At 65.3% G+C, this 21943-nt stretch carries 28 protein-coding genes; 6 read left to right on the plus strand and 22 right to left on the minus strand.

What is annotated here, in order from left to right; all coding sequences use genetic code 11:
• Positions 1 to 4 precede the first annotated feature (4 nt).
• The 17 genes from B9A15_RS07915 to B9A15_RS07995 all read right to left on the minus strand — a co-directional run bounded on the left by B9A15_RS07915 (position 5) and on the right by B9A15_RS07995 (position 11129).
• Positions 5 to 898 (minus strand): DUF2163 domain-containing protein, encoded by an 894-nt coding sequence (locus tag B9A15_RS07915; protein WP_084409506.1) that lies wholly within the window; start codon positions 896 to 898, stop codon positions 5 to 7.
• Entirely contained in the window at positions 895 to 1530 is a 636-nt protein-coding gene (locus B9A15_RS07920) for a DUF2460 domain-containing protein (protein WP_084409507.1), read from the minus strand. The genes B9A15_RS07915 and B9A15_RS07920 overlap by 4 nt, the downstream gene beginning before the upstream one ends.
• A 1-nt stretch (position 1531) precedes the next feature.
• Positions 1532 to 2104 (minus strand): phage tail tape measure protein, encoded by a 573-nt coding sequence (locus B9A15_RS07925; protein ID WP_084409508.1) that lies wholly within the window; start codon positions 2102 to 2104, stop codon positions 1532 to 1534.
• Between the two features lie 13 nt (positions 2105 to 2117).
• A complete protein-coding gene (locus tag B9A15_RS07930) occupies positions 2118 to 2336 on the minus strand; it encodes a phage tail assembly chaperone (RefSeq protein WP_084409509.1) in 219 nt (72 codons plus the stop codon).
• Entirely contained in the window at positions 2333 to 2728 is a 396-nt protein-coding gene (locus B9A15_RS07935) for a gene transfer agent family protein (protein ID WP_084409510.1), read from the minus strand. The genes B9A15_RS07930 and B9A15_RS07935 overlap by 4 nt, the downstream gene beginning before the upstream one ends.
• A gap of 2 nt (positions 2729 to 2730) precedes the next feature.
• Entirely contained in the window at positions 2731 to 3144 is a 414-nt protein-coding gene (locus B9A15_RS07940) for a phage major tail protein, TP901-1 family (protein WP_084409511.1), read from the minus strand.
• Positions 3145 to 3272: 128 nt separating this feature from the next.
• Entirely contained in the window at positions 3273 to 3683 is a 411-nt protein-coding gene (locus B9A15_RS07945; protein WP_084409512.1) for a DUF3168 domain-containing protein, read from the minus strand.
• A 128-nt stretch (positions 3684 to 3811) separates the two neighbouring features.
• Positions 3812 to 4021 (minus strand): hypothetical protein, encoded by a 210-nt coding sequence (locus B9A15_RS07950; RefSeq protein ID WP_084409513.1) that lies wholly within the window; start codon positions 4019 to 4021, stop codon positions 3812 to 3814.
• A gap of 37 nt (positions 4022 to 4058) precedes the next feature.
• Positions 4059 to 4391, minus strand: a complete 333-nt coding sequence (locus B9A15_RS07955; protein WP_084409514.1) for a head-tail adaptor protein — start codon at positions 4389 to 4391, stop codon at positions 4059 to 4061.
• A complete protein-coding gene (locus B9A15_RS22900) occupies positions 4388 to 4951 on the minus strand; it encodes a head-tail connector protein (RefSeq protein ID WP_170923205.1) in 564 nt (187 codons plus the stop codon). Before B9A15_RS22900 ends, B9A15_RS07955 begins: the two co-directional genes overlap by 4 nt.
• An 80-nt stretch (positions 4952 to 5031) precedes the next feature.
• Entirely contained in the window at positions 5032 to 6279 is a 1248-nt protein-coding gene (locus B9A15_RS07965; protein ID WP_084409515.1) for a phage major capsid protein, read from the minus strand.
• A gap of 134 nt (positions 6280 to 6413) precedes the next feature.
• The gene (locus tag B9A15_RS07970) at positions 6414 to 6905 is read right to left on the minus strand and encodes an HK97 family phage prohead protease (RefSeq protein WP_084409516.1); all 492 of its coding nucleotides are present in this window, start codon (positions 6903 to 6905) and stop codon (positions 6414 to 6416) included.
• Entirely contained in the window at positions 6902 to 7276 is a 375-nt protein-coding gene (locus B9A15_RS07975) for a DUF6107 family protein (RefSeq protein WP_084409517.1), read from the minus strand. Before B9A15_RS07975 ends, B9A15_RS07970 begins: the two co-directional genes overlap by 4 nt.
• 155 nt (positions 7277 to 7431) lie before the next feature.
• On the minus strand, positions 7432 to 8649 hold the full coding sequence (locus tag B9A15_RS07980; RefSeq protein WP_084409518.1) for a phage portal protein: 1218 nt from the start codon (positions 8647 to 8649) through the stop codon (positions 7432 to 7434).
• Positions 8650 to 8798: 149 nt separating this feature from the next.
• Positions 8799 to 10019: a DNA-packaging protein gene (locus tag B9A15_RS07985; protein ID WP_084409650.1), complete on the minus strand. Its 1221-nt coding sequence runs from the start codon at positions 10017 to 10019 to the stop codon at positions 8799 to 8801.
• A 109-nt stretch (positions 10020 to 10128) separates the two neighbouring features.
• Positions 10129 to 10494 (minus strand): hypothetical protein, encoded by a 366-nt coding sequence (locus tag B9A15_RS07990; protein ID WP_139798268.1) that lies wholly within the window; start codon positions 10492 to 10494, stop codon positions 10129 to 10131.
• Between the two features lie 104 nt (positions 10495 to 10598).
• Positions 10599 to 11129, minus strand: coding sequence for a YcgN family cysteine cluster protein (locus B9A15_RS07995; RefSeq protein WP_084409651.1), 531 nt, complete (start codon positions 11127 to 11129; stop codon positions 10599 to 10601).
• 169 nt (positions 11130 to 11298) lie between these two features.
• Here B9A15_RS07995 and B9A15_RS08000 point away from each other — a divergent pair, with 169 nt between their 5' ends.
• The 4 genes from B9A15_RS08000 to B9A15_RS08015 all read left to right on the plus strand — a co-directional run bounded on the left by B9A15_RS08000 (position 11299) and on the right by B9A15_RS08015 (position 15796).
• On the plus strand, positions 11299 to 13470 hold the full coding sequence (locus B9A15_RS08000; RefSeq protein WP_084409520.1) for a transglycosylase domain-containing protein: 2172 nt from the start codon (positions 11299 to 11301) through the stop codon (positions 13468 to 13470).
• Positions 13471 to 13500: 30 nt separating this feature from the next.
• Positions 13501 to 14076 carry a DUF1214 domain-containing protein gene (locus B9A15_RS08005; RefSeq protein ID WP_084409521.1) on the plus strand — a complete coding sequence of 192 codons (576 nt, stop codon included), beginning with the start codon at positions 13501 to 13503 and terminating at the stop codon, positions 14074 to 14076.
• A gap of 3 nt (positions 14077 to 14079) precedes the next feature.
• Positions 14080 to 14712, plus strand: coding sequence for a DUF1254 domain-containing protein (locus B9A15_RS08010; protein WP_084409522.1), 633 nt, complete (start codon positions 14080 to 14082; stop codon positions 14710 to 14712).
• 166 nt (positions 14713 to 14878) lie between these two features.
• The gene (locus tag B9A15_RS08015) at positions 14879 to 15796 is read left to right on the plus strand and encodes a DUF2336 domain-containing protein (protein ID WP_139798269.1); all 918 of its coding nucleotides are present in this window, start codon (positions 14879 to 14881) and stop codon (positions 15794 to 15796) included.
• A 33-nt stretch (positions 15797 to 15829) separates the two neighbouring features.
• Here the strand turns inward: B9A15_RS08015 and B9A15_RS08020 are convergent, their stop codons facing one another.
• The 3 genes from B9A15_RS08020 to B9A15_RS08030 form a co-directional block, all read right to left on the minus strand.
• On the minus strand, positions 15830 to 16180 hold the full coding sequence (locus tag B9A15_RS08020; protein ID WP_084409524.1) for a DUF1491 family protein: 351 nt from the start codon (positions 16178 to 16180) through the stop codon (positions 15830 to 15832).
• 178 nt (positions 16181 to 16358) lie between these two features.
• The gene (locus B9A15_RS08025; protein WP_170923207.1) at positions 16359 to 17036 is read right to left on the minus strand and encodes a peptidoglycan-binding domain-containing protein; all 678 of its coding nucleotides are present in this window, start codon (positions 17034 to 17036) and stop codon (positions 16359 to 16361) included.
• 73 nt (positions 17037 to 17109) lie between these two features.
• The gene (locus B9A15_RS08030) at positions 17110 to 18567 is read right to left on the minus strand and encodes a sensor histidine kinase (protein ID WP_084409526.1); all 1458 of its coding nucleotides are present in this window, start codon (positions 18565 to 18567) and stop codon (positions 17110 to 17112) included.
• A 371-nt stretch (positions 18568 to 18938) separates the two neighbouring features.
• Between B9A15_RS08030 and B9A15_RS08035 the strand changes: the two genes are divergently transcribed.
• Positions 18939 to 19613: a DUF5330 domain-containing protein gene (locus B9A15_RS08035; protein WP_084409527.1), complete on the plus strand. Its 675-nt coding sequence runs from the start codon at positions 18939 to 18941 to the stop codon at positions 19611 to 19613.
• A 77-nt stretch (positions 19614 to 19690) separates the two neighbouring features.
• Positions 19691 to 20113, plus strand: coding sequence for a SufE family protein (locus tag B9A15_RS08040; RefSeq protein ID WP_244556845.1), 423 nt, complete (start codon positions 19691 to 19693; stop codon positions 20111 to 20113).
• Positions 20114 to 20117: 4 nt separating this feature from the next.
• Here B9A15_RS08040 and B9A15_RS08045 read toward each other — a convergent pair whose 3' ends face one another.
• Together B9A15_RS08045 and dapE are read right to left on the minus strand one after the other, a co-directional pair.
• Positions 20118 to 20750 carry a hypothetical protein gene (locus B9A15_RS08045; protein WP_244556846.1) on the minus strand — a complete coding sequence of 211 codons (633 nt, stop codon included), beginning with the start codon at positions 20748 to 20750 and terminating at the stop codon, positions 20118 to 20120.
• Positions 20710 to 21918, minus strand: a complete 1209-nt coding sequence (gene dapE / locus B9A15_RS08050; RefSeq protein WP_084409530.1) for a succinyl-diaminopimelate desuccinylase — start codon at positions 21916 to 21918, stop codon at positions 20710 to 20712. Before dapE ends, B9A15_RS08045 begins: the two co-directional genes overlap by 41 nt.
• Positions 21919 to 21943 lie beyond the last annotated feature (25 nt).

Consider the following 21943-nt stretch of genomic DNA (forward strand, 5'->3'; position numbering starts at 1 on the left):
TCCATCACGGCACCAAGGGCCGGCCGTCATGGGCCTCGTCGCTCTTGGCGACCTTCAGCGCCGCATCGGTGCCCGGCATGTGCGGAAAGCCACGAAAGTTCAGTCCGTTGGCAAAACGGTCGCGGCAGGTGGAGAAGCGCTTGTCGCAGCCCTCCCCGATCCGCACCCGATCGTCGGCGGACAAGGCTTCCGGCAAAGGCTCGTCGAGACCGAGCCGCAGCGTCCCGTCGAGCCGCTTGTCGGCCGAAACGATTTCACGGGTCAGGCCTTCCAGCGCCCCGGAGAGCACGTCGAAGGAGCCGAAAACATAGCGCCGAGGATCGCTTGCGAAGTCGCAGGCCAGCGTCACGCTCGCTTCCTCACCCGAGACGACGCTTGCTTCGACGCGGAACCCTCTCGCGGCCAGATCCACACCGCATCGCCCATCGCCGAAGACCGCGTCGCAGCGCCGCCGATAGAGCCGCCCGCGCACCCGGTCGAGCTCGGTGGTTCTCGATCGCAGCTCGGCCGTGAAGGCGAGATCGCCCCGCTTGACCTCGCCGATGTGATGAACGCCGATGAGACCGTGTACCGCCTCGGGCTCCATCCAGTCGACCAGGAAGGTCTCGACCCTCGCCCCGTCATAACGCCCGGCCAGAATGTCCACCTCGGTCACCGCATCGGACGACAGGGCGCCGGCCACCTCTCCGGTCGTTGCAGCGAGCCCGGTCTCGCTCTCGGCTTCGCTCGCCGAGAGGCCGGTTCGCGCCGCAAAGCGCGTGCCGGCAAAAGTCAAAGCCTCGTCGTGATCGGTGAAGCCGAGAACGAGACCGTCGCGGCGCGTCAATCGCCAGCCATGGGCAAGCGTCGTCGCCGGCCCCTCAAGGGCCGCGATAAGCGCGTCTGAAAACGGTCTCATGGGCGGATTTCGATAAGTGGGATGGTGGGGATCTCGCCGGCCTCGAAGGCCGAGACATTGACGGCAAGATGGTCGATGTCGAAACGGACCGGCACGTCATAGGAAAAGCCGGCGGTGATTGGCACGCCCTCCCCAGGCGGGCTCTCGAAGACGATGGCGCCCGACAGGGTGTCCAGTGCAAATCCGCTCTGCCGCTCCTGCCAAGCGAGCCCGACCTTCAGACTGCCGGCCACCGGCTTTTCGATCGGCCGTTCATAAGCGGCCTCGTCGGCACCGTAGCGTTTGATCAGGGGAAACCGCGTCGTGACACCGTCGCCGCTCCCGATCATCTGGTCGAAGGCGGTGACCGGCTGTCCGAAGGCTGCCGAATGCCAGTCGAGAGGATCGCGAAAGCGAAACCCGACCAACCGTCCGCGCCTTGCCTCGAAAAAGGCGACGACTTCGGCAAGATCGGCAAGGCTCTTCACCCCCGATCCGGCGTCGTAGCGGCGCACGGCATGGGCGGTGCGCTGATTACGATGCTCGAAACCGGTCGACAGGCGCACGATCTCGACCCGGCGCTCCGGTCCGCCGCTCGCCCCGAAGGCGACGCGGGCCGGAAAACGCTCCTCGGAAAATGCCGCGCGCGCCATGTCAGAGCCCGCGCCGGCCCCGGCCGGCAGCCCGGGCGAGCATCGCCTGAACCTGCGTCTCGGCCTTCAAAAAGCTGTCGGCATTCTGGGTCGTCACATTGAAGACCACGGATGCGCCCCCTGGGCGCCCCATCGGCGCGGCGACGCCCAAGCGCCCATCGGTGCCGCGCCGCAGGGGAAGGATCGCTTCCGCGCCGGCTTCACCCATCAGCCCGAGCCCGCCACCATGGGGAAAGAAGGACGGGCTCGCCACGACACCCCCTTGCGCGAAGGGCGTCACCTTCGCGCCGCTGCCGGAAAAGGCGCCGGCAAGGGCTCCGAAGGCATTTTCGGCCACCCCGCCAATGAGCTTCGACAAGGGCGCGAGAGCGGCGTCGAGCGCCATGTCGGTCATCCGGCGTGCCAACCCTTGAAGCACCTGATCCAGCGACTTGCCGCCGGTCACCGCACCCTTCAGGGCCGACGTCAGCGCCGAGCCGAAGGCATTTGCCCGGCGCGACAGATCGTCGAGCGCAGCGGCCACCTCGTCGGTATCGGCCGTCATGCGCATATGCAGGGTCTCGTCCCGCGCCATCGGCTGGACCTCCTTATGGTGTGTCGGGATAGCGTTGCATGAGGGCGGCGAGATCGCTCATGGACGGGGCGTCCAAGTGCCCGCTACGACCGCGATGAAACGCGATCGCAGCGGCGATCTCACGCGGGGTCGAGGCCCAGAATTCGGCCGGCGAAAGCCGCCAATGGCCGAAGGCAAAGCCCATGATCTCGTCCCAGGGAAAGGCCGCGACCGGTTGCCCAACGCCGGTCACGGCCTCGAAGGGTTTGCGGGGCGACCCTGGCTTGCCTCGCCCATCGCCTCGCCGCCGCCGCCGAACGCCGCTTCCAAGAGCTTCGCGGCGATTTCGGCCGCCCCCGCGACACCGCGCTCGAAGCGCATCGCCGCGACCTCCTCCGCCTCGGTCCGCTCGCCAGCCCCGCTGAGGCCGGCGGCGATCACGACCATCAGGTCACGTGCCGAAAGCCGTCCGCTGGAAAAGCGCGTCGTGAGGGCCGCCAGATCGGAGGCCGCGAAAGCCTCTTCCAGTTCGGCCAGACTGCCGAGGGTCAGACACAGGCGGCGCGGGGTGCCGTCGATCATCGCGGCGATCTCGCCGCGCCGCAGATTGGCGGCCAGCGCGCGTCTTTCCTTGTGCGCCCCCATCGTCATGCCGCCTCGAAGGCGAGCACGCCGGCCGATTCGAGCGCGATCTCGAAAGTGACCTCGCCATTGTGCTCGGCGCCATATTCCAGAGCACTCACCTGAAAAGGCCCGGAGACGGTGCCGAAATCGGGCACGAGCACCTGGAACGCCGCGATCCGCCCCTCGAAGAAGACACGCCTCAGATCGGCGTCGGACGCCGCATCCTTGAAGATGCCGCTTCCCGAGATCGAAGCGCGCTGGACGCCGGCACCGCCCAGAAGCTCGCGCCAGCGCCCGACGCTCTCGGTATCGGTGACGTCCACCGTTTCGGCATTGAAGGCGAGCCGGCGGCTGCGCAGGCCGGCGACGGTCGTGTAGGTGCCGCCGCCGGCCTCGTCCATCTTCAGGAGAAAGTCCTTGCCTCTCTGGGCGACCATGATGTTCGGCTCCGCTCTTCATCATTTCAAAAACAAAAAAGGGCGACCGTGAAGGCCGCCCCTTGAAAGGCATCGTCTGTCTTGCGTCCTTCCCCGCGCCCCTTTTCAAGAGAGCGGGACCCGGCCGGTCAGGCCACCGGTTCGGTCACCGCCCGAAAGCGCAGGATACCGTGATAGGTCGCGCTGTCCGTCTCCTGGCGTGCCTCGGCAAATTGCAGTTGCAGGTTCACGAGGTGATGGCCTTCCAGAGGCAGATTGGCCCCGTTCAGCCGCTCCGAAACCTTGTCCATGATCTCGTAGGTCTCCTGCTTGCCGCCGCCCTTGGCCCAGACATGCAGGGTGAGAATGTGTTCCGACCCGTCCTCGGTCCCCGTCGACCAGTCGACGACGGCCGTGCGGCCGAGGGTCAGATAAGGGAAGGCGATGCGCTCGGGCCGGCGATCGAAGACCTTGGGCCCTCCGAGAAGGCTCGTCAGCGACCGGTCGCCGGTCAGCGTCTCGAAAATCGTCTTCTGCAACTCTGAGCTTGGATGCGCCATTCTGCTAAAGTCTCCCGTTCCGAGACATCTCGCGAAAATTTCCAGTCCGAAATATGTCGTGAAGCGCAGGGACTTTCCAGCCACGCGCTTCGAGAAAAGCTTGCTTAATCGTTTCGCATTCGCCCTCATCAAGCGATTGTGTGCGCCTCGCCGTCGTTGAAGGGATCGGACGAGCCGAAGGGCGCCTGCATCCCCTCCGCGGCGGAGCGGAAGGACGAGGTCTTCGGTAGGCCCTTCATCCAGCGCTCGTCGTCATCCGGGTCGCCCGTATCTTCTTTCTTCAAGCCGCCCTTCGCGGCCAGGCTGGACAGCGCCGAGAGATCGAGTTGAGCCGTCAATTTCACAGGTCGCCCCTCGCGTCTTGATCAAGATTCATCACGTCTCCTCGACGCATTGGCAGGTCAGGTAGCGCCCGGTCTCGTCGAGATCGCGAACCGTCTCGATCAGCAGATTTCGCGTCGCGAAGGAAAAGCGTCGCCCGCGCAGAATATCGCCCGCCGCTCGGCAGATGACGCGAAACCGCGTCTCTGCCTGATGACGCTCGAACCGCTCGCGCCGGGAGGCGCCGACCGGCTCCAAAGCGATCGAGAGCGAGCGCACCGTCTGCCAGACGGTGCTCGCCCCGCCCATCCCGTCCGAGACCTCGACGGGCTCTTCGAGACGCGCATGGCGCGACAGGCGTCCGGGATCGAGCTGCAACGGGCTCATAGGAGACGCACCCGGCGCCGGCCCTGAACAAGCCCCGCCATGCCCGGTGAAGCGCCCTCGTCCGATCGATCACGTCCCGATCCGAGCATGGACCGCGCCTCGTAGAAGGTCGCGATCACGGCCAGAATGGCGCGCTTGATCTCGGCCGAGACCTCGGATGGAGCGGGCCCGGCCTCGAATTCCATCGTGATGCCGCCGGCGCCGGCGGCCAGGACCGTCGGATCGAACTGAAGCGCCATGCCACCCGGCTCGATGCGGATCGTGGTTTGCGCGTCGAACACCGTCTCGGCTCCGGCCGTGTCATAGGCACTCACACGCGTCACTGAGACGACCGGCCCTTTGGCAAGTGCGATCCTCCCGCAATCGGGCGTATGGCTTAGAACAAGCCGAAACGAACGCCGGAAGAGCGCGACGTCGAGCGCGGCCTCGACGGTTTCGCTCGCTGCCCGCATGAGAAGAGTGAGCGTCGCGTCCTCGTCGTCCCGCTCGATGCGGCACCAGGACTTGACCTCGGACAGGGTGACCGGCGGCTCGCCGCCGCCGAGATCGGTCAGGGTCACGGAAACACCTTTGGAAAAAATGGGACAAGCCACCGACAGCCGGCCGCCTTTCGGCGACCGGGGTCTTCGACGGCTGACGATCAGGCGGCGAAGGTCAGAACCTTGCCGGCATCGAAGTCCTGAATGCCCCCGCCGACGCGCTTGGTCGTGTAGAAGAGGACATAAGGCTTGGCCGAATAGGGATCGCGCAGGACGCGCACGCCCTGGCGGTCGACGATCAGATAGAAGCGCTGGAAGTCGGCGAAGAGGATGGCATTCGCGCCCGCCGCCGGGTCCGGCATGTCCTCCGCCTCGACGACAGGAAAGCCCATCAGGCTCGCCCGCGCACCCACCGCCGAAGGCGGCTGCCAGAGATAGTTGCCATCCCCATCCTTCAGCTTGCGCACGAGGCCTTGCGTGCGGCGGTTCATCATGAAAGCGCCATTCTGGCGATAGCAGGCCTTCAGCGAATAGATGAGGTCGATCAGCGCGTCGGCCGCCGTGCCGGCCGCAAAGCCGCCATCGGCGCCGGTCTTGACCGACCCCACCTTGCCCCAACCCCAGGCGCTCTCGTCGACCACCGGATAATTCATCAGACCGCGCGGCTTGTTGACGCCGTCGCCGGTGACGAAGGCCTTGCTTTCCTGGGCGGCGAAGGCCTGCTCCACCTCTTCGCCGATCCAGCGGTCGATATCGACCGCCGCATCGTCGAGAAGCGCGTTGGTCGCCGCAGGCATGGCGTAGAGTTCCATGGTGGGGAAGGTCAGTTCGGCAAGTTGCGGCGCGCTCGTCTCGGGCCGTTGATCGGTCTCGCCCACCCAGCCGGTCTGGGCGCCGGTGATGGCGAAGGGCTTCTTCAGGACCGAACCCGACACCGTGCGGATCGCCGCGAGCGATCTGACCGGAGAGATCGCGGCCAGGCGCCGGCCGATCTCCGTCTCGGTCTCGTCGGGCACGAGGAAACCCCCATCGGCGCCTGTTCCTTGCGACATCGCCTTGGCTTCCAGGCGCCGAAGCGCGGTCTCGTCGCCGCCGCGCATATAGGCCTCGAAGGCCTGCCGGCGTTCGCTCGGCCGGCCGGCATCACCGGTCTCGTCGCGGCCCATCGCCGGGCGCATCGACTTCATCGCCAGGCGCTCCACACGGCGTTCCTGCTCGTCAAGCGCCTTGGCGATGCGGTCGACCTTTTCCTCGCTCAAGACATCGCCGTTCATCCGCTTTTCGATTTCGGCGAAGCGTTCGTCATTGGCTTCGCGGAAGCTCTCGAAGATCTGCATCATGCGGTCGTGCTCCGCATGGGCCTCCAAGCTGTGCGCCTTGGTTTCAGGGGCGTTGTGGCTGTCGGTCATGGGCAGAAAGCTCCTTTATTGCGAGAAAGAGGGACGCGCGCCAGCCGCCGCCGCTTGGACGACCCAAGCGGGCGCGTGTCGGTTGTGGAAAAATCGCGGATCGATCAGTGGTGGTGCGCGAGAGCGGACATCGCTCAGGGCGACATCGATCGCGAGACCGATTTCGGTGCCGGAACCTGGCCGCTCCCCGTAACGGTTAGCCGCGCGCCTTCCTGCATGGGGAAAGAGACGAGCGAGACCTCCCAGAGATCGATGGTGACGAGCCGGCGCCGGGCCGGCGCATTCGCCTTGCGTGCGAGCCGCGTCTTGAAGCCGATCGACAGCCCGTCGAGCGCTCCCGCCGCGATCAGCGCCGCCGCTTCTTCGCCCGCCTGGCTGAAGGGCGCGAGCAGACCCTCGACGAAGAGCCCCGTCCGGTCTTCGCTGATCGCGGTCCAGCGACCGAGAGGACGGGCGGGATCGTGATGCCACAGCATCCGCACCCCGCCGGCTCCTCTCCTGACTAGGGAAGCCAGAAAAGCGCCGGGTTCGATGACGTCGCCGGACAAGTCAGGCCGGCCGAAGAGCGCCGCATAGCCTCGGATCAGCAGCGGCGGCCGGCGCCCCGCGTCACGCAAGGCACTCATTCGCGCCGGTCTCCCGCACGCTGTGTTTCGGCGCCGGTCACGACGGCGCGTAAGGGTCCGTCGCGGCCGAAACTATCCGCCAGCTGCCCGAGAACGCCGAGCGCCCACCAGGCACAGAGGCTGGCTGCGGCCGATCCCATCACGATCATCTCTTCCGGTCCCAGGAGGTCGTTCAGGGCGAGCCGATCGGCCAGCATCAACCCAGCTGGTGCCCCGAAGACGACGCCAGTCACGAGACCGATGAGAAAGCGCGTCGCCGCTTCCCGCCGGCTCTTGGGCAGGAGATAGGCGACCGAGATCGCCGACCCTGCAGCGGCCCCCGCGAGCTTGGCGCCCCACAGGGTCAGAAGAGGTGCGGATTCCATGGTCATTGAGGTGTTTCCTCAAATGCCTTGACAATTCGAGATACCTGTTGCACGATTACACCTGTCCTGAAATCTTGATGTCGTGGCAGTTTTTGGCGGCAACCTCCTCTTGAGGTGCCGCCATTTTTGTGTCTGAGCGATTCAAGTTCGCCGGGCTTCTTTCACCCCGTGCGACCGAAGCCGACAACTTCCCGCTTCTCCTCGCGGCTCAGGAAATCGGCCTTGCCAACCCGCTCCCAGAGCGCGTCGCGCTCGTTGGAAAGCGCTTCCACCGCGTCGAGGTCGATGTCGAGCCGCAGGCCCGGCTCTTCGAAATGATCGCCGAGAAAACCGCCGAGAGCGCAGCAGAGCCGCCTCGCCAAGGGCAGAACCGTCAGGCGGTAAAAGGCCCGGTTCGCCTCGGCATAATTGGCATAGGTGTTGTCGCCGGGGATGCCGAGCAGCATGGGCGGCAGACCGAAAGCCAGCGCGATGTCGCGGGCCGCCCCATGGCGCGCCTCCATGAAATCCATGTCCTTCGGCGAAAGGGCCATCGTCTTCCAGTCGAGCCCCCCTTCAAGGAGCATCGGCCGCCCCGCCGCGCTCGCGCCCTGATAACCGGTCTCCAACTCGGCCTTCAGCCGTTCGAACTGTTCGGCGCTGAGATTGGCCCCGTCCGCCGGTTTGTAGACGAGCGCACCCGAGGGTCTTGCCGAATTCTTCAAAAGCGCGGTGTTCCAGCGCGCCGCCGCATTGTGAAGCTCGACGGCGGCCGAGGCCGAGGCAAGCGGCGCGAACCCATCCTGATCCGACAGCGGGTGGAAGAGATGGATGGGCAGAAGCCGCGAAGGCCGCGCCCCCTCTGGCTCGGCCGCGATCCGCCGGAGGCTCGATCCAATGCGATATTCATAGGCCTCCGGCCAGCCATCGTTACCTGCGATCGCCCGGACTCGGTCGGGTCGCCAAAGAAACAGCGCAGGCGGCGTCTCATCGCCGCCGACCCATTCCACATAGGCGCTTCCCGACAGCATTAGATGCCCGCAGAGCCGCTCCAGAAAGGTCGCCTTGTCCTGCACGCCGTTCGGCCGGCGCAAGAGATCGAGCGCCGGATGCGCATCGAGCTCCTCCGCGCCCCGATAGGCGAGGAAGACGAGAGCCCCGGTCGCTTCACCCAGAAGGCGAACGCAGCGATGGACGACCGGATTGGCCATATATCCCGTTCGCGACAAGGCCTCGAAGCTTTGGGCAAAGGGGCCGACGCTCCCCTCCCGGGTCAAAAGAAAGGCCCCTGCGGAGAGGGGCCCTGCCGATTTCCGTTCCTGCGGCCCGTTCGCGCGTTCCTTGCCACGCGCATGGCCCTCCCCGCCGAAGAGTTCGGCGATCGCCCGTCTCAGCCCCATCAGGACCTCCTACTCGTTGAGAGCATGATGTGATCGGAAAAGCTGCATGACATTTCCGATCACATCATGCGGCAAAACAAGGGTTTAGAGCGGAATTGCGATCCCGATGTACCGCATTTCGCTCCAAGTGATCTGAACCGCGATGTCCTTTAGAACGCCCGGATGCGCGGCACCGCTTCGAGGCCCGACAGGGCCGTCACCGCCCAGACCAGCGCATCGAGCCGATCGGGCGAACGTCCGCCGGACAGTCCATCGGGGCCGAAATCGGCCATCTCGTCTTCGAGCTCGCGGAAGAGCCCCACATGGCGCACCTTCCCCTGCTCGTAGAGCGCGGCCACAGGCTCAGCCCGCACCCATTTGCCGCGGCTGGCGCGCACGCACTCGACGGGGATATCGGCGCGCACCGTGCGCAGAACCGCTTCCACCATGTCGCCGCCCTGATTGACCTCGGCGACGATGCGGTCGGCGCCGAGCCGATCATAGAGCGCGACGGCGGCTTTGGCCCATTGGGGCGGCTTGGCCCCGCGCAGGCTCCGATCAGCCAGAACATAGATGACGCCTGTCCCGTCTCGGCCGGCCGCCACAATTCCGCAAGCATCGCTTTTCTGTGTCGAGGTGGCCGGCGGATCAATGGCGACGACAATCCGACCGAGCGGCGGCGGTGCCTTCACCCGGCCCCGCTCGATGGTGTCGCGTTCGAACAACGCATCCTCGCGCGCCGACAGCATCTCTCCGTCGAGTTCCTGCCGGCCGAGCCGCGTTCCACCGTAACGGGCTTCCATCGCAGCCATGAAGCCTGGGGCGAGATTGGCGACATTATCCGCCGTGCGCATGCGTTGGACGGCCGTTCCAGGTTCTGCCATCAGCCGTTCAAGCACAGGCACCGGCCGCGGGGTCGTCGTGAACAAAACGCGCGGCTTCTCTCCAAGCCGCAGCGCCAACATCAGATTGTCGAACGTCTCCTCGGCCTTGACCCATTTGCCGAGTTCGTCGCCCCAGGCGGCGTCGAACTGGTAGCCGCGCACCGAATCGGGATCTTCGGACGAGAAGATCTGGGCCACCGCCCCATTGGGAAAGACGAGACGGCGTCGGCTCGCCTCATAGGTCGGCGCCTCGGTGAAACACACCGCCTTCAGCCCGCTTTCGCCCTCGATCATCACTTCGCGCGCATCGCCAAGCGTCTCGGCGATCAATGCGATCCGCGTATGAGGGCCGGACGCAAACGGCGTCTCCCCCATCGCCAAAGCGCGCACCCATTCGGCGCCCGCCCGCGTCTTGCCCGAGCCGCGCCCCCCAATCAGCAGCCAGCTGCGCCAATCGCCCTGCGGCGGAAGCTGCTCGGCTCGCGCGATCTCTGCCCAGCGCGGCATTGCTTGGCGGGCCACGTCGCCGGAATACCCGTCGACGACGCTCCGCACCTTGTCCCAATATCGCGTCTCGTCCGCGGTTCGCTTCGTGAAGGAGCCGGCCGAGGACCGCTCACCCCCCATCGGCCGGTGCCCCTTCCGCGACCATGGCCTTCAGCGCCGCGTCCAAACGCCGCCGCTCCATGAGTTTCAAACGCCGAAGAAGTTCGTCGCGAAGCCGCTCTGTCTCCGGCCCCTCCTGCCCATCCGGGCCCTCATCCGCTTCCAGCCGCTTCAGATCGATGAGCTTTTCGAGCGTGCGGGCCAGAAGCCCGATGGTCTCGATCCGCTCCTTGGTGCCGGAGCGCCGCGTCGTTCCCTTCGATCGACTCTCAGCCTCTGGTTCAGGACCATTTTCCTCGAAAACCGCTTCCGCCGTTCCGATCTCGACCAGAAGAAGATCCATGAGGCGCTCTGCGACGAGCCTGTTCCCCGCCAAGCCACACCCTCCCCGAACAACCGCATGTCGAGAGAAAACCGTCCAAAACAAAACGGCGGAGCTGTATGCCCCGCCGTTCGCAGTTTTCCGACTGTGCCTGAACCCTACTCCTCGACCGTGACGCTGTCAAGGACTTTTTTCTTATTTCGTCGCATCGCTTTTCGATCGCCGTTTCCGGGATCGATGCCGGGCCATTCGGCGAGGTGGTCCTCATAGTCTTCGAGTTCCATCCCAGTCTCGCTGACCGTGCGCCCGCGCACGGATACGCCAGCGGCATGGACCGTGTCAGGATCGCCCGAAACCAAATGATGCCACCAATAAAGGTCTCGCCCCTCGGCCACGAGCCGATAGGCGCAGCTCGGCGGCAGCCAGCTCAGTCTGCGAACCGCTTCCGGGTCGAGGCGCACACAGTCGGGCACCGTTGCCTGGCGGTTGTCGTAATCGCTGCAGCGGCAAGCCTCTCCGTCGAGCAGGGTGCAGGCCACATTCGTCCAGACGATCTCGCCGGTATCCCAGTCCTCCAGCTTGTTCAGACAGCAGCGGCCGCAGCCGTCGCAGAGCTGCTCCCACTCCTTGTCCGACAGCTCCTCGAGCGTCTTGGCCTTCCAAAAGGGCCTGTTGCCGGAATCACTCAGGGCCAAAATTGATGTCCTCGCCTCGCAACTTTCGTCGCCAATGTTTATAAGGTGACGGAACTCTCGACGCCTCTGCGCCCTATGCTCACGGTACCCTCCGCGACCTGGCGCATGGCTTGGGCGACGGCATACCGAGGCGAAGTGGCGTGACTATGGGCAGCGTGATCGCGTGGTAGACGAAACGAAACCGAAGCGCAAAAGACGTGTTCCCTCGCGGCTGATCGAGGTCGACGCCTGGATCGATACGTCCTTGTTCCGCGTCTGGCATGGTTTTGTCCAATGGTGGGAAAGCGTGACCATTCTGTCGCGCCGCATGCGCGCCCGCGGCTTCAGCCGGGTGATGGTCGAGCTTGCCTGCGAAGGGTTGACGCTGGGCCTCGCCGGCTTCGTGCTCCTTCTCGCCCTGGCCCAGCCCGCGATGGAGATGGTCTCGAACGGTCTTCCCCAGGAAGCGGCCTATTCGGTCAGCTTCCTCGATCGGAAGGGCAATGAGATCGGGCGCCGCGGCGTCATCCGCGCGGCCGCGGTGCCGATCGACGAACTGCCGGATCACTTCATCAAGGCGGTGCTGGCCACGGAGGACCGCCGCTTCTTCGATCATTGGGGCATCGATCTCTTCGGCCTGTTGCGCGCGCTCGGCGAGAATGCGCGAGCCGGCGGCGTGGTGCAAGGCGGCTCGACGCTGACCCAGCAGCTCGCCAAGAACGTCTTTCTGACGCCCGAACAATCGCTGGAACGCAAGATCAACGAGGCGTTCCTCTCGATGTGGCTGGAGGCCAATCTCTCCAAGCGCGAGATTCTCTCCATGTATCTCGACCGCGCCTATATGGGCGGCGGCAGCTTCGGTGCGGCAGCGGCCGCCGAGTTCTATTTCGACAAATCGATCCGGGACGTGAATCTCGCCGAGGCCGCGATGCTGGCGGGCCTTTTCAAGGCGCCGGCGAAATATGCCCCGCACATCAATCTTCCGGCGGCCCGGGCCCGCGCCAACGAGGTCTTGACCAATATGGTCCAGGCCGAATTCATGACCGAGGGCCAGGTGGTCGCCGCGCGCCGCCATCCGGCCTCCGTCGTCGATCGCTCCCAGCGCTCTTCGCCCGACTACTTCCTCGATTATGCCTTCGACGAGGTGCAGCGGCTCGTCGAAACCAATCACCTCGGCGTGCGCAATCTCACGGCCCGCACGACCATCGACCTGAAGCTTCAGGATCTGGCAGACGAATCGGTCGAGTATCACCTGCGCCAGTTCGGCAAGAATTACGGCGTCGACGAAGCGGCGATGGCCGTCCTTGCCAGCGACGGCGCCGTGCGTGCCATCGTCGGTGGGCGCGATTACGGCATTTCCCAGTTCAACCGCGCCGCGCGGGCCCTGCGTCAGCCGGGCTCGTCCTTCAAGGTCTATGTCTACGCCGCCGCCATGCAGGCCGGCATGAAACCGGACGACACCATCGTCGACAGCCCGCTGACCATCGGCAACTGGTCGCCTCAGAATTACGGCCGCTCCTTCTCCGGCCGCGTCACGCTCCAGAACGCTCTGGCACGCTCGCTGAACGTGCCGGCCGTCAAGCTCTATCGCCAAGTCGGCATGGACAATACGGTGAAGCTCGCTCACGAAATGGGCATCGAATCCGAGTTGCGGGGCGACAAGACCATGGCGCTCGGCACCTCGGAGGTGACCGTTCTCGACCAGGCGACGGCCTATACGGTCTTCGCCAATGGCGGCGAGAGCTCCAATCGTCATGCCATCACCCAGCTGATCGACGCCGAAGGCCGGATCGTCTGGGATGCGCGCCGCGATCTGCCCCCGCGCCACCGGATCCTCAGCGAGCAGGCGACGAAATACATGAACGAGATGCTCGTGAACGTTTCCGAACACGGCACCGCGCGACGCGCCCAACTCTCCATGACGCGCGTCGCCGGCAAGACCGGAACCACCCAGTCCTATCGCGACGGCTGGTTTGTCGGATTCACCGGCAATTTCGTGGCCGCCGTCTGGTTCGGCAATGACAGCTTTGCCCCAACCAAGAATGTCACCGGCGGCTCGCTGCCGGCCATGACATGGCAACGCTTCATGGAAGCGGCCCATCAGGGCATCGAGCTGAAGCCGATCCCCTATATCGAAAATCCGTTCCCCGAGGGCGAGCGTGAGGTGGCGGAACGTGGCGACGACGCGCCGGTTCCGACCGGGCCGACCGGCCTTACCCAAGAGGCGGAAGACATCATGCTGACGATTGGCGAAGAGCTGCGCAGTCTACCGCCGTTGATCGCCGAAAAGCTTGCCGATGCCTCCGCGGTTGGAACCGGAGACGGCATGGGCCGCGATCGAAGCGCGAGCAACTGATGCCGAAATTCGTCTGAGCCCTAAGCGTCGATGCGTCTTCTCCTCTCGATCCTTGTCGTCTGCGCCATCGCTCTCGGGCTTGGCGGCTGGAGTGCCCAATGGGCCGTCGAACACGGCACCAATTTCGACGCCGTGCGCGTCGGCCCCTGGAGTGCGAGCCCCTTTTCCGGAACGCCGGAAGCCGATCCCTACGCCAAGGCGCGGCGGGCCAAGCTGGCCCAGCTCACCCTCGGCGGCGGCGAGGGCATCGTGTTTCAGGCCGAGACCGATGCGCTCGGCAACCGGTTGCGACGCGAATGCGAGTATCGTCTCTCGGGACGCACGCCCGTCTCGCGGGTCTTCACACTCTCGGCCCATACGGACGAAGGTCAGCTCATTCTGCCGGAAAGCGGCCGTCCCGGCTGGCTCACCTCCAATTCGATTCTGCGCTCGGAAGACAACAGCTTCGAGATCGCGGTCGGGCCAGAGGCTCGAGCCGGCAATTGGCTCGCAACGCTTGGCCAAGGCCCATACATCCTGACCCTTGCCCTGTACGATACGCCGGCTAGCGCCATCACCGGGGCGGCCGGTCTCGAACTGCCGACCATTTTGCCGGACGGGTGCTGAACGATGGGCCGGATCATTCTCACGCTTCTCGTCGGTCTCGTCGGCGCCGGGCTCGTGCATATCGCGACCATCTTCATGGTCCCGCGCGTTGCCGAGAACAACGCCTGGGGGCGGATTTCCGCTCTCGGTGCGCCCTATGAGGTCGTGCGAATCGCGCCCTTGCGCGACACGTCGGGCCAGCCGAGCGCGCCGCGTCAGGCCGCCCGCAACGCCTTTTCCTTCATCGACCCCGCTTTCGTTGTGGCCGGCTGCCGATTCTCGCTCGAGGATGGCCCGGTGGAAATCGCCGCATCCGGCGTCCTCGACGGCTTCTGGTCCACCTCGATCTACGACCGCAAGGGCGATAATCTCTATTCCATCAACGATCGGGCGGCGATCGAGGGCGTGGTCGATCTCATCGTCGGCACCCGCGAGCAGATCGAGGCTATCGACGCCATGGCGCCTTTCACCAGCGAGGACACCAGCCTCCCCGTCGTCGTCGATGTCGGGGAGGGCTATATGACCCTGCGCATTCTGATCGACGAGGAGAGCAAGCGCCCGGCTGTGGACAGCTTTCTGCGCACCGTCTCCTGCGCGCCGCTCGACGCCGCGGGAACGGCCTCCACCCGCACCTCGCAGGCCGGAACTGATAACTAATAACTTCTATTTTTCAGAGACTTGCAGGCGATTGTTGCAACACTGCGCCAGTCCCGCGACGCACGCGCGGCAATTCGTCGTTAACCATACGACTTAACGGCTTGCAAAGGATTCTTGCCGCATTCTTCCCATCGTTGAAACCTTCGATAAACCATTGGAGCGCTCCATGCCGAGCCCGCTACCGCGTCTTTACCGTTCGCTGGAGAAGTCCGGCCCCGAGAGCGGCTTCGACGCGATCGCCATGGCCGCGGCACTGAGCTTTGCGACGGTGGCCAATCCCCGCAGCAAGCAGACCGAAACGCTGCAAAAGCTCATTGAGCCGCTGTGGGATCGCCTCTCGGACGAGACGCGGAGCGAGATCGCTCACCTCCTTCAGGCCCACAAAGCATCGCTCCCGGCTGCACTCGCTCAGGAGATCGGCGAGACCGCAAGGCGCCACCCGAAGCCCGCCGGCGCCTCCGTGCGCACCACAGCCCCATCGCAAACGAAAGCGCCCGAGCCCGCCGCATCGAACCGCCCGCCGCGTCACGCTGCCTCTACGGAAGAAGCCCGCCGGGCTCTGCGCCAACTCGCCGGCAATCCTCCCGCTGGCGACAGCACTTTCGCGCCCCTGCGGGATACGAACGATGGTTCGATGGTCCAGAAGCGGCTCGGCGACCGTCTTGTCGCCTTCGCACGCATGGGCGACCGCGCCGGATTGCGCGCCGGCCTTTCAAGAGAACTTGCCCTGCCCCCGGCTGCCATCGACCGTCTCTTCGAGGGCTCGGCCATGGTGCATCTCGCTCCGGCTCTCAAGGCTCTTGGACTGTCGACTCCGGACGCACTGACCATTCTCATGTTTGTCGATCACTCGATCGCTGCCAATGTGGCAACCTTCGCCAAAGCCAAGGCCGATTACGACGCTTTGTCGAGCGAAGCCTCCATGGCCGCCTACGCGTCGCGTGAGCGCATGAAGGTCGATGCCCCTGCCCTTCAGCCGCTGAGCGCCGATCTCCTGACGCCGCTGCGCGGCGCCCCATCGCGCCGTGCAGCCTTTGGCCGCCGTCAGGACAATGATCGGCGCGGCACGGGCACGCGCGACTGATCGAGGCCGAGCCTCAAGCGAGAGGCGGGCTGATCAAACCGCTTTCGGGTCACCCATCTCGACGATCTCGAGATAGCGCGCGGGATCGTCCACCTCGATCTCCACAATCCAAAAATCGGGATCGAACCGAGCCTCACGCTGAAGCCGGGCGTCGATCTCGGCTTCGCCGCAGGCCGCCTCGCGCATGAAGAGCCGCGTCGACCCATCCTCGACAAGGCTTTGGATCGCCGGTGTGAAGAAAGTCACCTCACCCAACCGGTCGCGATTGAGGATAAAGATCGCCCCCGCCGCATCCGCGCCCTTGCGGCCGACAGCCGCAAAGCCGCCGTCGTTGAAGACCCGGCGCACCAATTGGGCGACGAAGAGTTCGCTCGTGATCCGCATGTCCCCGCCTCTGCGCCTTTATCGATCCTTCGAGGCGCTTGGCCTATCCCGGCTCACATGCCGAGAACAAGGGATACGGCAGCGGGAGCTCTCAAAACGTCGATCACTGCTGCGCCAAACAAAAAGGGCCGCTCCGAAGAAGCAGCCCTGTCGATTCGGTCCGCCGCTCCCGGCCCCGTCAGATCGCGCCGATCGCCCGCAGCCGCTCCAAAATGCGCCGGTCAGGCTCGCCTGTCACGTCCATGCCTTCCAGCGCCTCGAAGGTGCGGATCGCCGAACGCGTGCGCTCGCCGACGATGCCGTCGGGCGTCAGATCGGCGACGCTCGCCGCCGTCAGTCCCGATTGGATTCGCTTGACGAGTTCGGCACCGGCGATCTGGTCGGGAAGCGGTTCGCTGGCGGTCGTGTTCGCCATCGCGATCTGCGCCGGATCCACCACGCGCCCGCCGCGCCCAGCACTCGCCTCATCCTCTTCGCCATAAGGGCGCGGAGACGGATTGGGTGCCGAGGCGACGATCTGGCGGATCTGCGTCAGAAGAAGCGGCGTCGCCTCCCCCGTCGCGGTGAGGCCGTTGACCGACTGGAACCGCCGGATCGCATCCTCGGTCGCCGGTCCCGGCCGCCCGTCGATCGCCGCGCGATAATAACCGGCCTCGGCCAGCGCCTGCTGGACGTCCTGGACGAGAGGTTGGGCGAGATGGGTCGGATCGCCGATGCTGCCCGTCGTCTCGACCACGCCATGGGGCGCACGCGTCGCGATGAAAGGCGCGGCATGGCGGCCGGTCTGGCCCCACAGCGCATTTGCAGCCACGGCGGCGAAGAAGACGCCGAAGGCGGCGATACTCGCCGACGCCACGGGCCTGCGGGCAAGACCGCGCGCCGTCCGGTGCCCCACAAGGCCCGCGACGGCTGCGATCCGGCTCCAATGGCTAGGCCGAGCGGCGGACCGACGGCTGGCGTTCGTCTCTGAAATTCGGATTGCGGGCATGGTCCAGCGCTACGATGTTCTTGTCTTCATTGTCATTGATGAGCCGCGCGGTGAGCGGCAGTCGAAGGGTCACGGACGTGCCCTGACCGATATGGCTTTCGATCTGCATCAGGCCACCATGCAGCTCGGCCATGCCCTTCACATAGGCAAGGCCAAGCCCCGTTCCCTCGAAATGGCGTCCATGGCCGCAAGAGGCCTGGACAAAGGGATGGCCCAGCTTGCCGAGCTGGTCGGGATCGATGCCAATCCCGGTATCGGTGACGGTCAGGATGAGATCCTCGTCCTCCAGTCGCCCTTCCAGGCAAACCAGTCCCTCGTCGGTGAACTTCACCGCATTGGCGAGGAGATTGATCAACATGTGGCGCATCGCCCTCGGATCCGCCTCGACGGTGATCGGAGCGGCCGGAAAACGAATATCCAGCTCCAGCCCCTTCGTCTCGGCGTTACAGCGGACCATCGAAACCGCCTCCGTCACGATCTCCGAAAGGGCGACGCGCTCCTTTCGCAACTCGTATCGGCCGGCCTGCATCTTCGAGACGTCCAGAAGCTCGTTGACGACGGACAGAAGATGCTGACCGGACTTCTGGATCAGATCCACATATTCGCGCTGTCGATCCGAGCCGAGAGCGCCGAAGAGCTCCTGTTCCAGAATGCCCGAAAAGCCGATGATCGCGTTGAGCGGCGTGCGCAATTCGTGGCTGACGGTTGCCAGCATTGCGCTTGCGACGGTCGCGGCCGGGTTTTCCCCCGTGTCCGACGCGGCCAGGGCGCAAGGCGAGAGAAGGGCGATATGCCGGTCAGGGCCCTCCGTCTTGACGATATGGAGGCTGCGGCGGCTCCCGTCCCGCAATTCGATCTCGGCCCCCTCCTTCTCACCCGCATGGAGCGCCGCCATCGCGACCGAACGGTCGCTCGGCGCGAGGAGATCGAGAAGAAGCGGCGTATCGAGACGGCCGGGTGCAAGCTTCAGCAGCTGATAGCCGGCCTCGTTCACCCCATGGATGAGTCCTGCACCCGAGACCAGAAAGGCCGGAACGCCGAGGATGTCGGCAATCGGAAGGGCGGATGTCTCCTGGCTATCGGCCGAGGTTATCCGCACCGGCTCTGGCGCCGCGACGTTCTGCGAACGGCTGGCGACGAAGGCCGCGGCCCCAACGGCAAGGCCGGCAATGAAGAGCGGCAGGGCAACGATCAACCCGGACATGTCCGCCGAAACCATAACCGGCGGCAGGATCGCGGTCCCAGCGCCCAAACCCAAAAGGGCTTGGATCAGACGCCGTCGATGAGAGCCGCTCGTCGCCGCTCGGCGCACGACGCTCAGGCCGGCCGAGGCGGCCTTGTCCGGCCCTTCGCCTTTACCACAGGGCGTGCGCGCCGCTTGGCTCGACACAAGTTCCATACGCTTACACACTCGTCACGGTCTGCGGCGGGTCCGCCGAAGCAAAAGACCCGCCCTTGGCGTGGTTCGAGGCCGATCATGTCTCGGAGATTTTAAGGAAGCCATAAACTGTAATCGGTCCCGTCACTTCGCCGTCCCGGCCGAGCGATCCGCGGCATGGTCCGACCCCCGCCAAACCCTGCGGGCAAAGGCGTTCGGCGCCTTTGGCGGCCTATGCGAACCGGACCAGAAAGATATTTGCCGGGCCGACGCCGCGAAGTGAAGGATTTCGTTTCCCTTTTGGCCCGATACTCGCGCCCGCGACGCGTTGGACGAAACCGCGCCGGAAGCGTCGCGCCCTGAACGAGACATAGGCAACCGGCTGATCGGCGATGATTCGCTTTCTTCTCAAGACGGCCTTTCTTGTCGGACTTGGATCCCTGCTGATTCCAGGTTTCGGCCCAAGCGACGACGCCGCGCCCGAGATCGATCTTTGGCAGAGCGCGGCCGGAATTCAGGCCGCCGTCTCCGACGTCTTGTCCTTTTGCGACCGGGCGCCGGCCGCCTGCGAGACCGGCGGCGAGCTTGCGGGCTTCGTTCGCTCGCGGATCGAGACCGGGCTGACGATCGCCTATGATCTCGCCATATCCTCCGAGCCCGGTCCTGGCGCGGTTCCCGCCATCGGAGTGCCCGCGCTCGGCGCGTCCTCACCAGCCCCTAGACCGCAAGCCGCGACCACCGCCCCTTCGGGTCACGGCCTTCCCGAGACGATGTCGCCGGGCCTCGTCGAAGCCCTCGCGCGACTGAACGCTCTCGATCCTGAAACGCTTCTCGACCGTGGCGCGGGGGCGGCGGACATCACCGGCAGCCTGACGCCGGATCAGCAGAGCATGGCCCGCAAGGTGCTGGAGGCCGCGCTTGCGGCCCGTCAGACCGCGACACCCGCGAGCGACCAATCCGCGCCACCCGCATCGATCCCGCCTCGGCGGCTCGACGAAGCGGAGCTATCCGGGGAAGCCCCGCTGCCTGCCAATGGACCGCTTCCGCAGGCACGCCCCCCGCTGTAAATGACGGCGCCCATCGCCTAGATAGAGCACGAAGCACGCCGACTGGCCCTTCGAGACATCCTATGGGGAGACACGCCTTGCCGTCGATCGACGACATCGTTTCGGACTTCGAATTCTTAGATGACTGGGAAGACCGCTATCGCTATCTCATCGAACTCGGTCGCTCTCTTCCCGACATGTCGGAGGAGGAGATGAACGAGGCGAGCAAGGTGCGCGGCTGCGTCAGCCAGGTCTGGCTCGTCAGCGCGACCGACGATGCCTCCCCGCCCCATGTCACCTTTCGCGGCCAGTCCGACGCCCATATCGTGCGCGGCCTCGTCGCCGTGGCGCTGGCGCTGTTTTCAGGCCGAACCGCGCCGGAGATTCTGGAGACCGATGCCGAGGCGGTTTTCGCGCGCCTCGGCCTGGCCGAACATCTGACGCCGCAACGCTCCAATGGCTTGCGTGCCATGGTCGACCGCATCAAGCGGGACGCTTCGAGCGCCCTCGCTGCCGCGTGACCCATCAGATCAATGGCACACCTGTCAGATCGATCACCGCGCCATAGCTGACGAGCCCGGCGGCGAGCATCAACACCGTGATGCCGATTGCGGCAGCCCAATCACCGACAACGGTCTGGATGAGACGGGCCGTCAGAATCAGTGTCGCCCAGGACAGAATCGTCCCGACGATGGCGAGCCCGGCATTCATGCCGAACAGCACGACGAGAGCGAGATAAGGGGCGAGCGCCCAAGCGATCAGCGCCCCCGCCCAATTCGTCGCCACCACCAGCGGCGAGACCTTCCGGCCATAGCCGATGCGCTTGGCGATCATCATCAGAAAGAGCACTGGCACCAGCCAGGCGAGCGCGTCGGCTAAGGCATGGGCGCCATAGACTTGGAACGAGCCGAGATGGCTCACCGGCCCGGATCGCTCCATCGATTCGTATTCGATCCAAGAAAAGGCGATCGCCGGCGCGGCGATCGCGATCGCATAGAAGGACTGCCAAAAGCCGTCGGGCGAAATGTCGAGCCGCGCGAGCCCTTCCTTGCGGCCCAGCATCATCAGAGCCACGCCCGAGAAATAGCGCAGCACCTCGTCCTTGGTCGGCATCAGGCTAGGGCTGGGCGGCGAACCAGCGGGATATGAATTGGTCATAGATCTCGGTCAACGCCTCCAGGTCGGCAAGCGGAACCCGCTCATCGGTCATATGCATAGTCTGTCCCACGAGGCCGAACTCCACAACGGGGCAGACAAAGCGGATAAAGCGCGCATCCGACGTACCGCCAGTGGTGGAAAGCTTGGCCGTCGATCCTGTCACCTCCTTGACGGCCTCCGAAATCGCCTCGATCAGCGGCTCGGAGCGGGTCAAAAACGGCTCGGCGGGCCTTTCGCGCCAGGATATCTCGACCTTGGCCGGCTCCCGGCCGGCGCGATAACGCCCGCCTGTCGCTCCCGCGTCGATCCGACGCGTCAACTCGGCCTTGAGGCTTTCGGAGGTCCAGACGTCGGAAAAGCGCACATTGAAGAAGAGGCGGGCCCGGGCGGGAACAACATTGACGGACGGGTTCCCCGTATCGATCGAGGTGATCTCGCAATTGGACGGCGGAAACGCCTCGGTTCCTTCGTCCAAAGGCTCGGCGAGAAGCGATTCGCCGATGGACAGAACCGTCCGCAGCGGATTGTCGGCGAGATGGGGATAGGCGACATGGCCTTGCCTTCCATGAACCACGACTTCGGCCGAAAGCGATCCGCGCCGCCCGATCTTGATCATGTCGCCAAGACGGTCCGGATTGGTCGGTTCGCCAACGAGACAGGCGTCGAATCGCTCGCCCTTTTCCTTCACCGTCCAATCGAGAAGCTTGACCGTCCCATTGACCGCCGGCCCCTCTTCGTCGCCCGTGATCAGAAGGGAGACGCGCCCTTCGGGCATGCGGTTCTCTGCGATCTGCCGCGCGACAGCGGCGATGAAGGCGGCAATCCCGCCTTTCATGTCCACGGCACCGCGTCCGTAGAGTTCGCCATCGACGATGTCGGCCGAAAAGGGTGGCACCTGCCAATCGGCCTCTTCGCCCGGAGGCACCACATCCGTGTGACCAGCAAAGACCAGGTGAGGCCCCGCGCCCCGCGCGGCGAAGAGGTTCTCGACATCCGGCGTATCCGCATCCGAGAACGTCGGGCGATCGACCGAGAAACCGAGAGGCTCCAGCATCGTCTGAAGGGCGCTCAAGGCCCCGCCCTCGTTCGGCGTCACCGACCGACAGCGGATCAGCTCGGTCAGGACGGCGACGGGATCGGTCGGATCGAAATCGGGCGCAAATACCATGGGCGGACAGTCTCTTCTCAATTCG

The sequence above is a fragment of the Fulvimarina manganoxydans genome, assembly GCF_900176465.1.
In the GTDB taxonomy this organism is placed as follows: Bacteria; Pseudomonadota; Alphaproteobacteria; order Rhizobiales; family Rhizobiaceae; genus Fulvimarina; species Fulvimarina manganoxydans.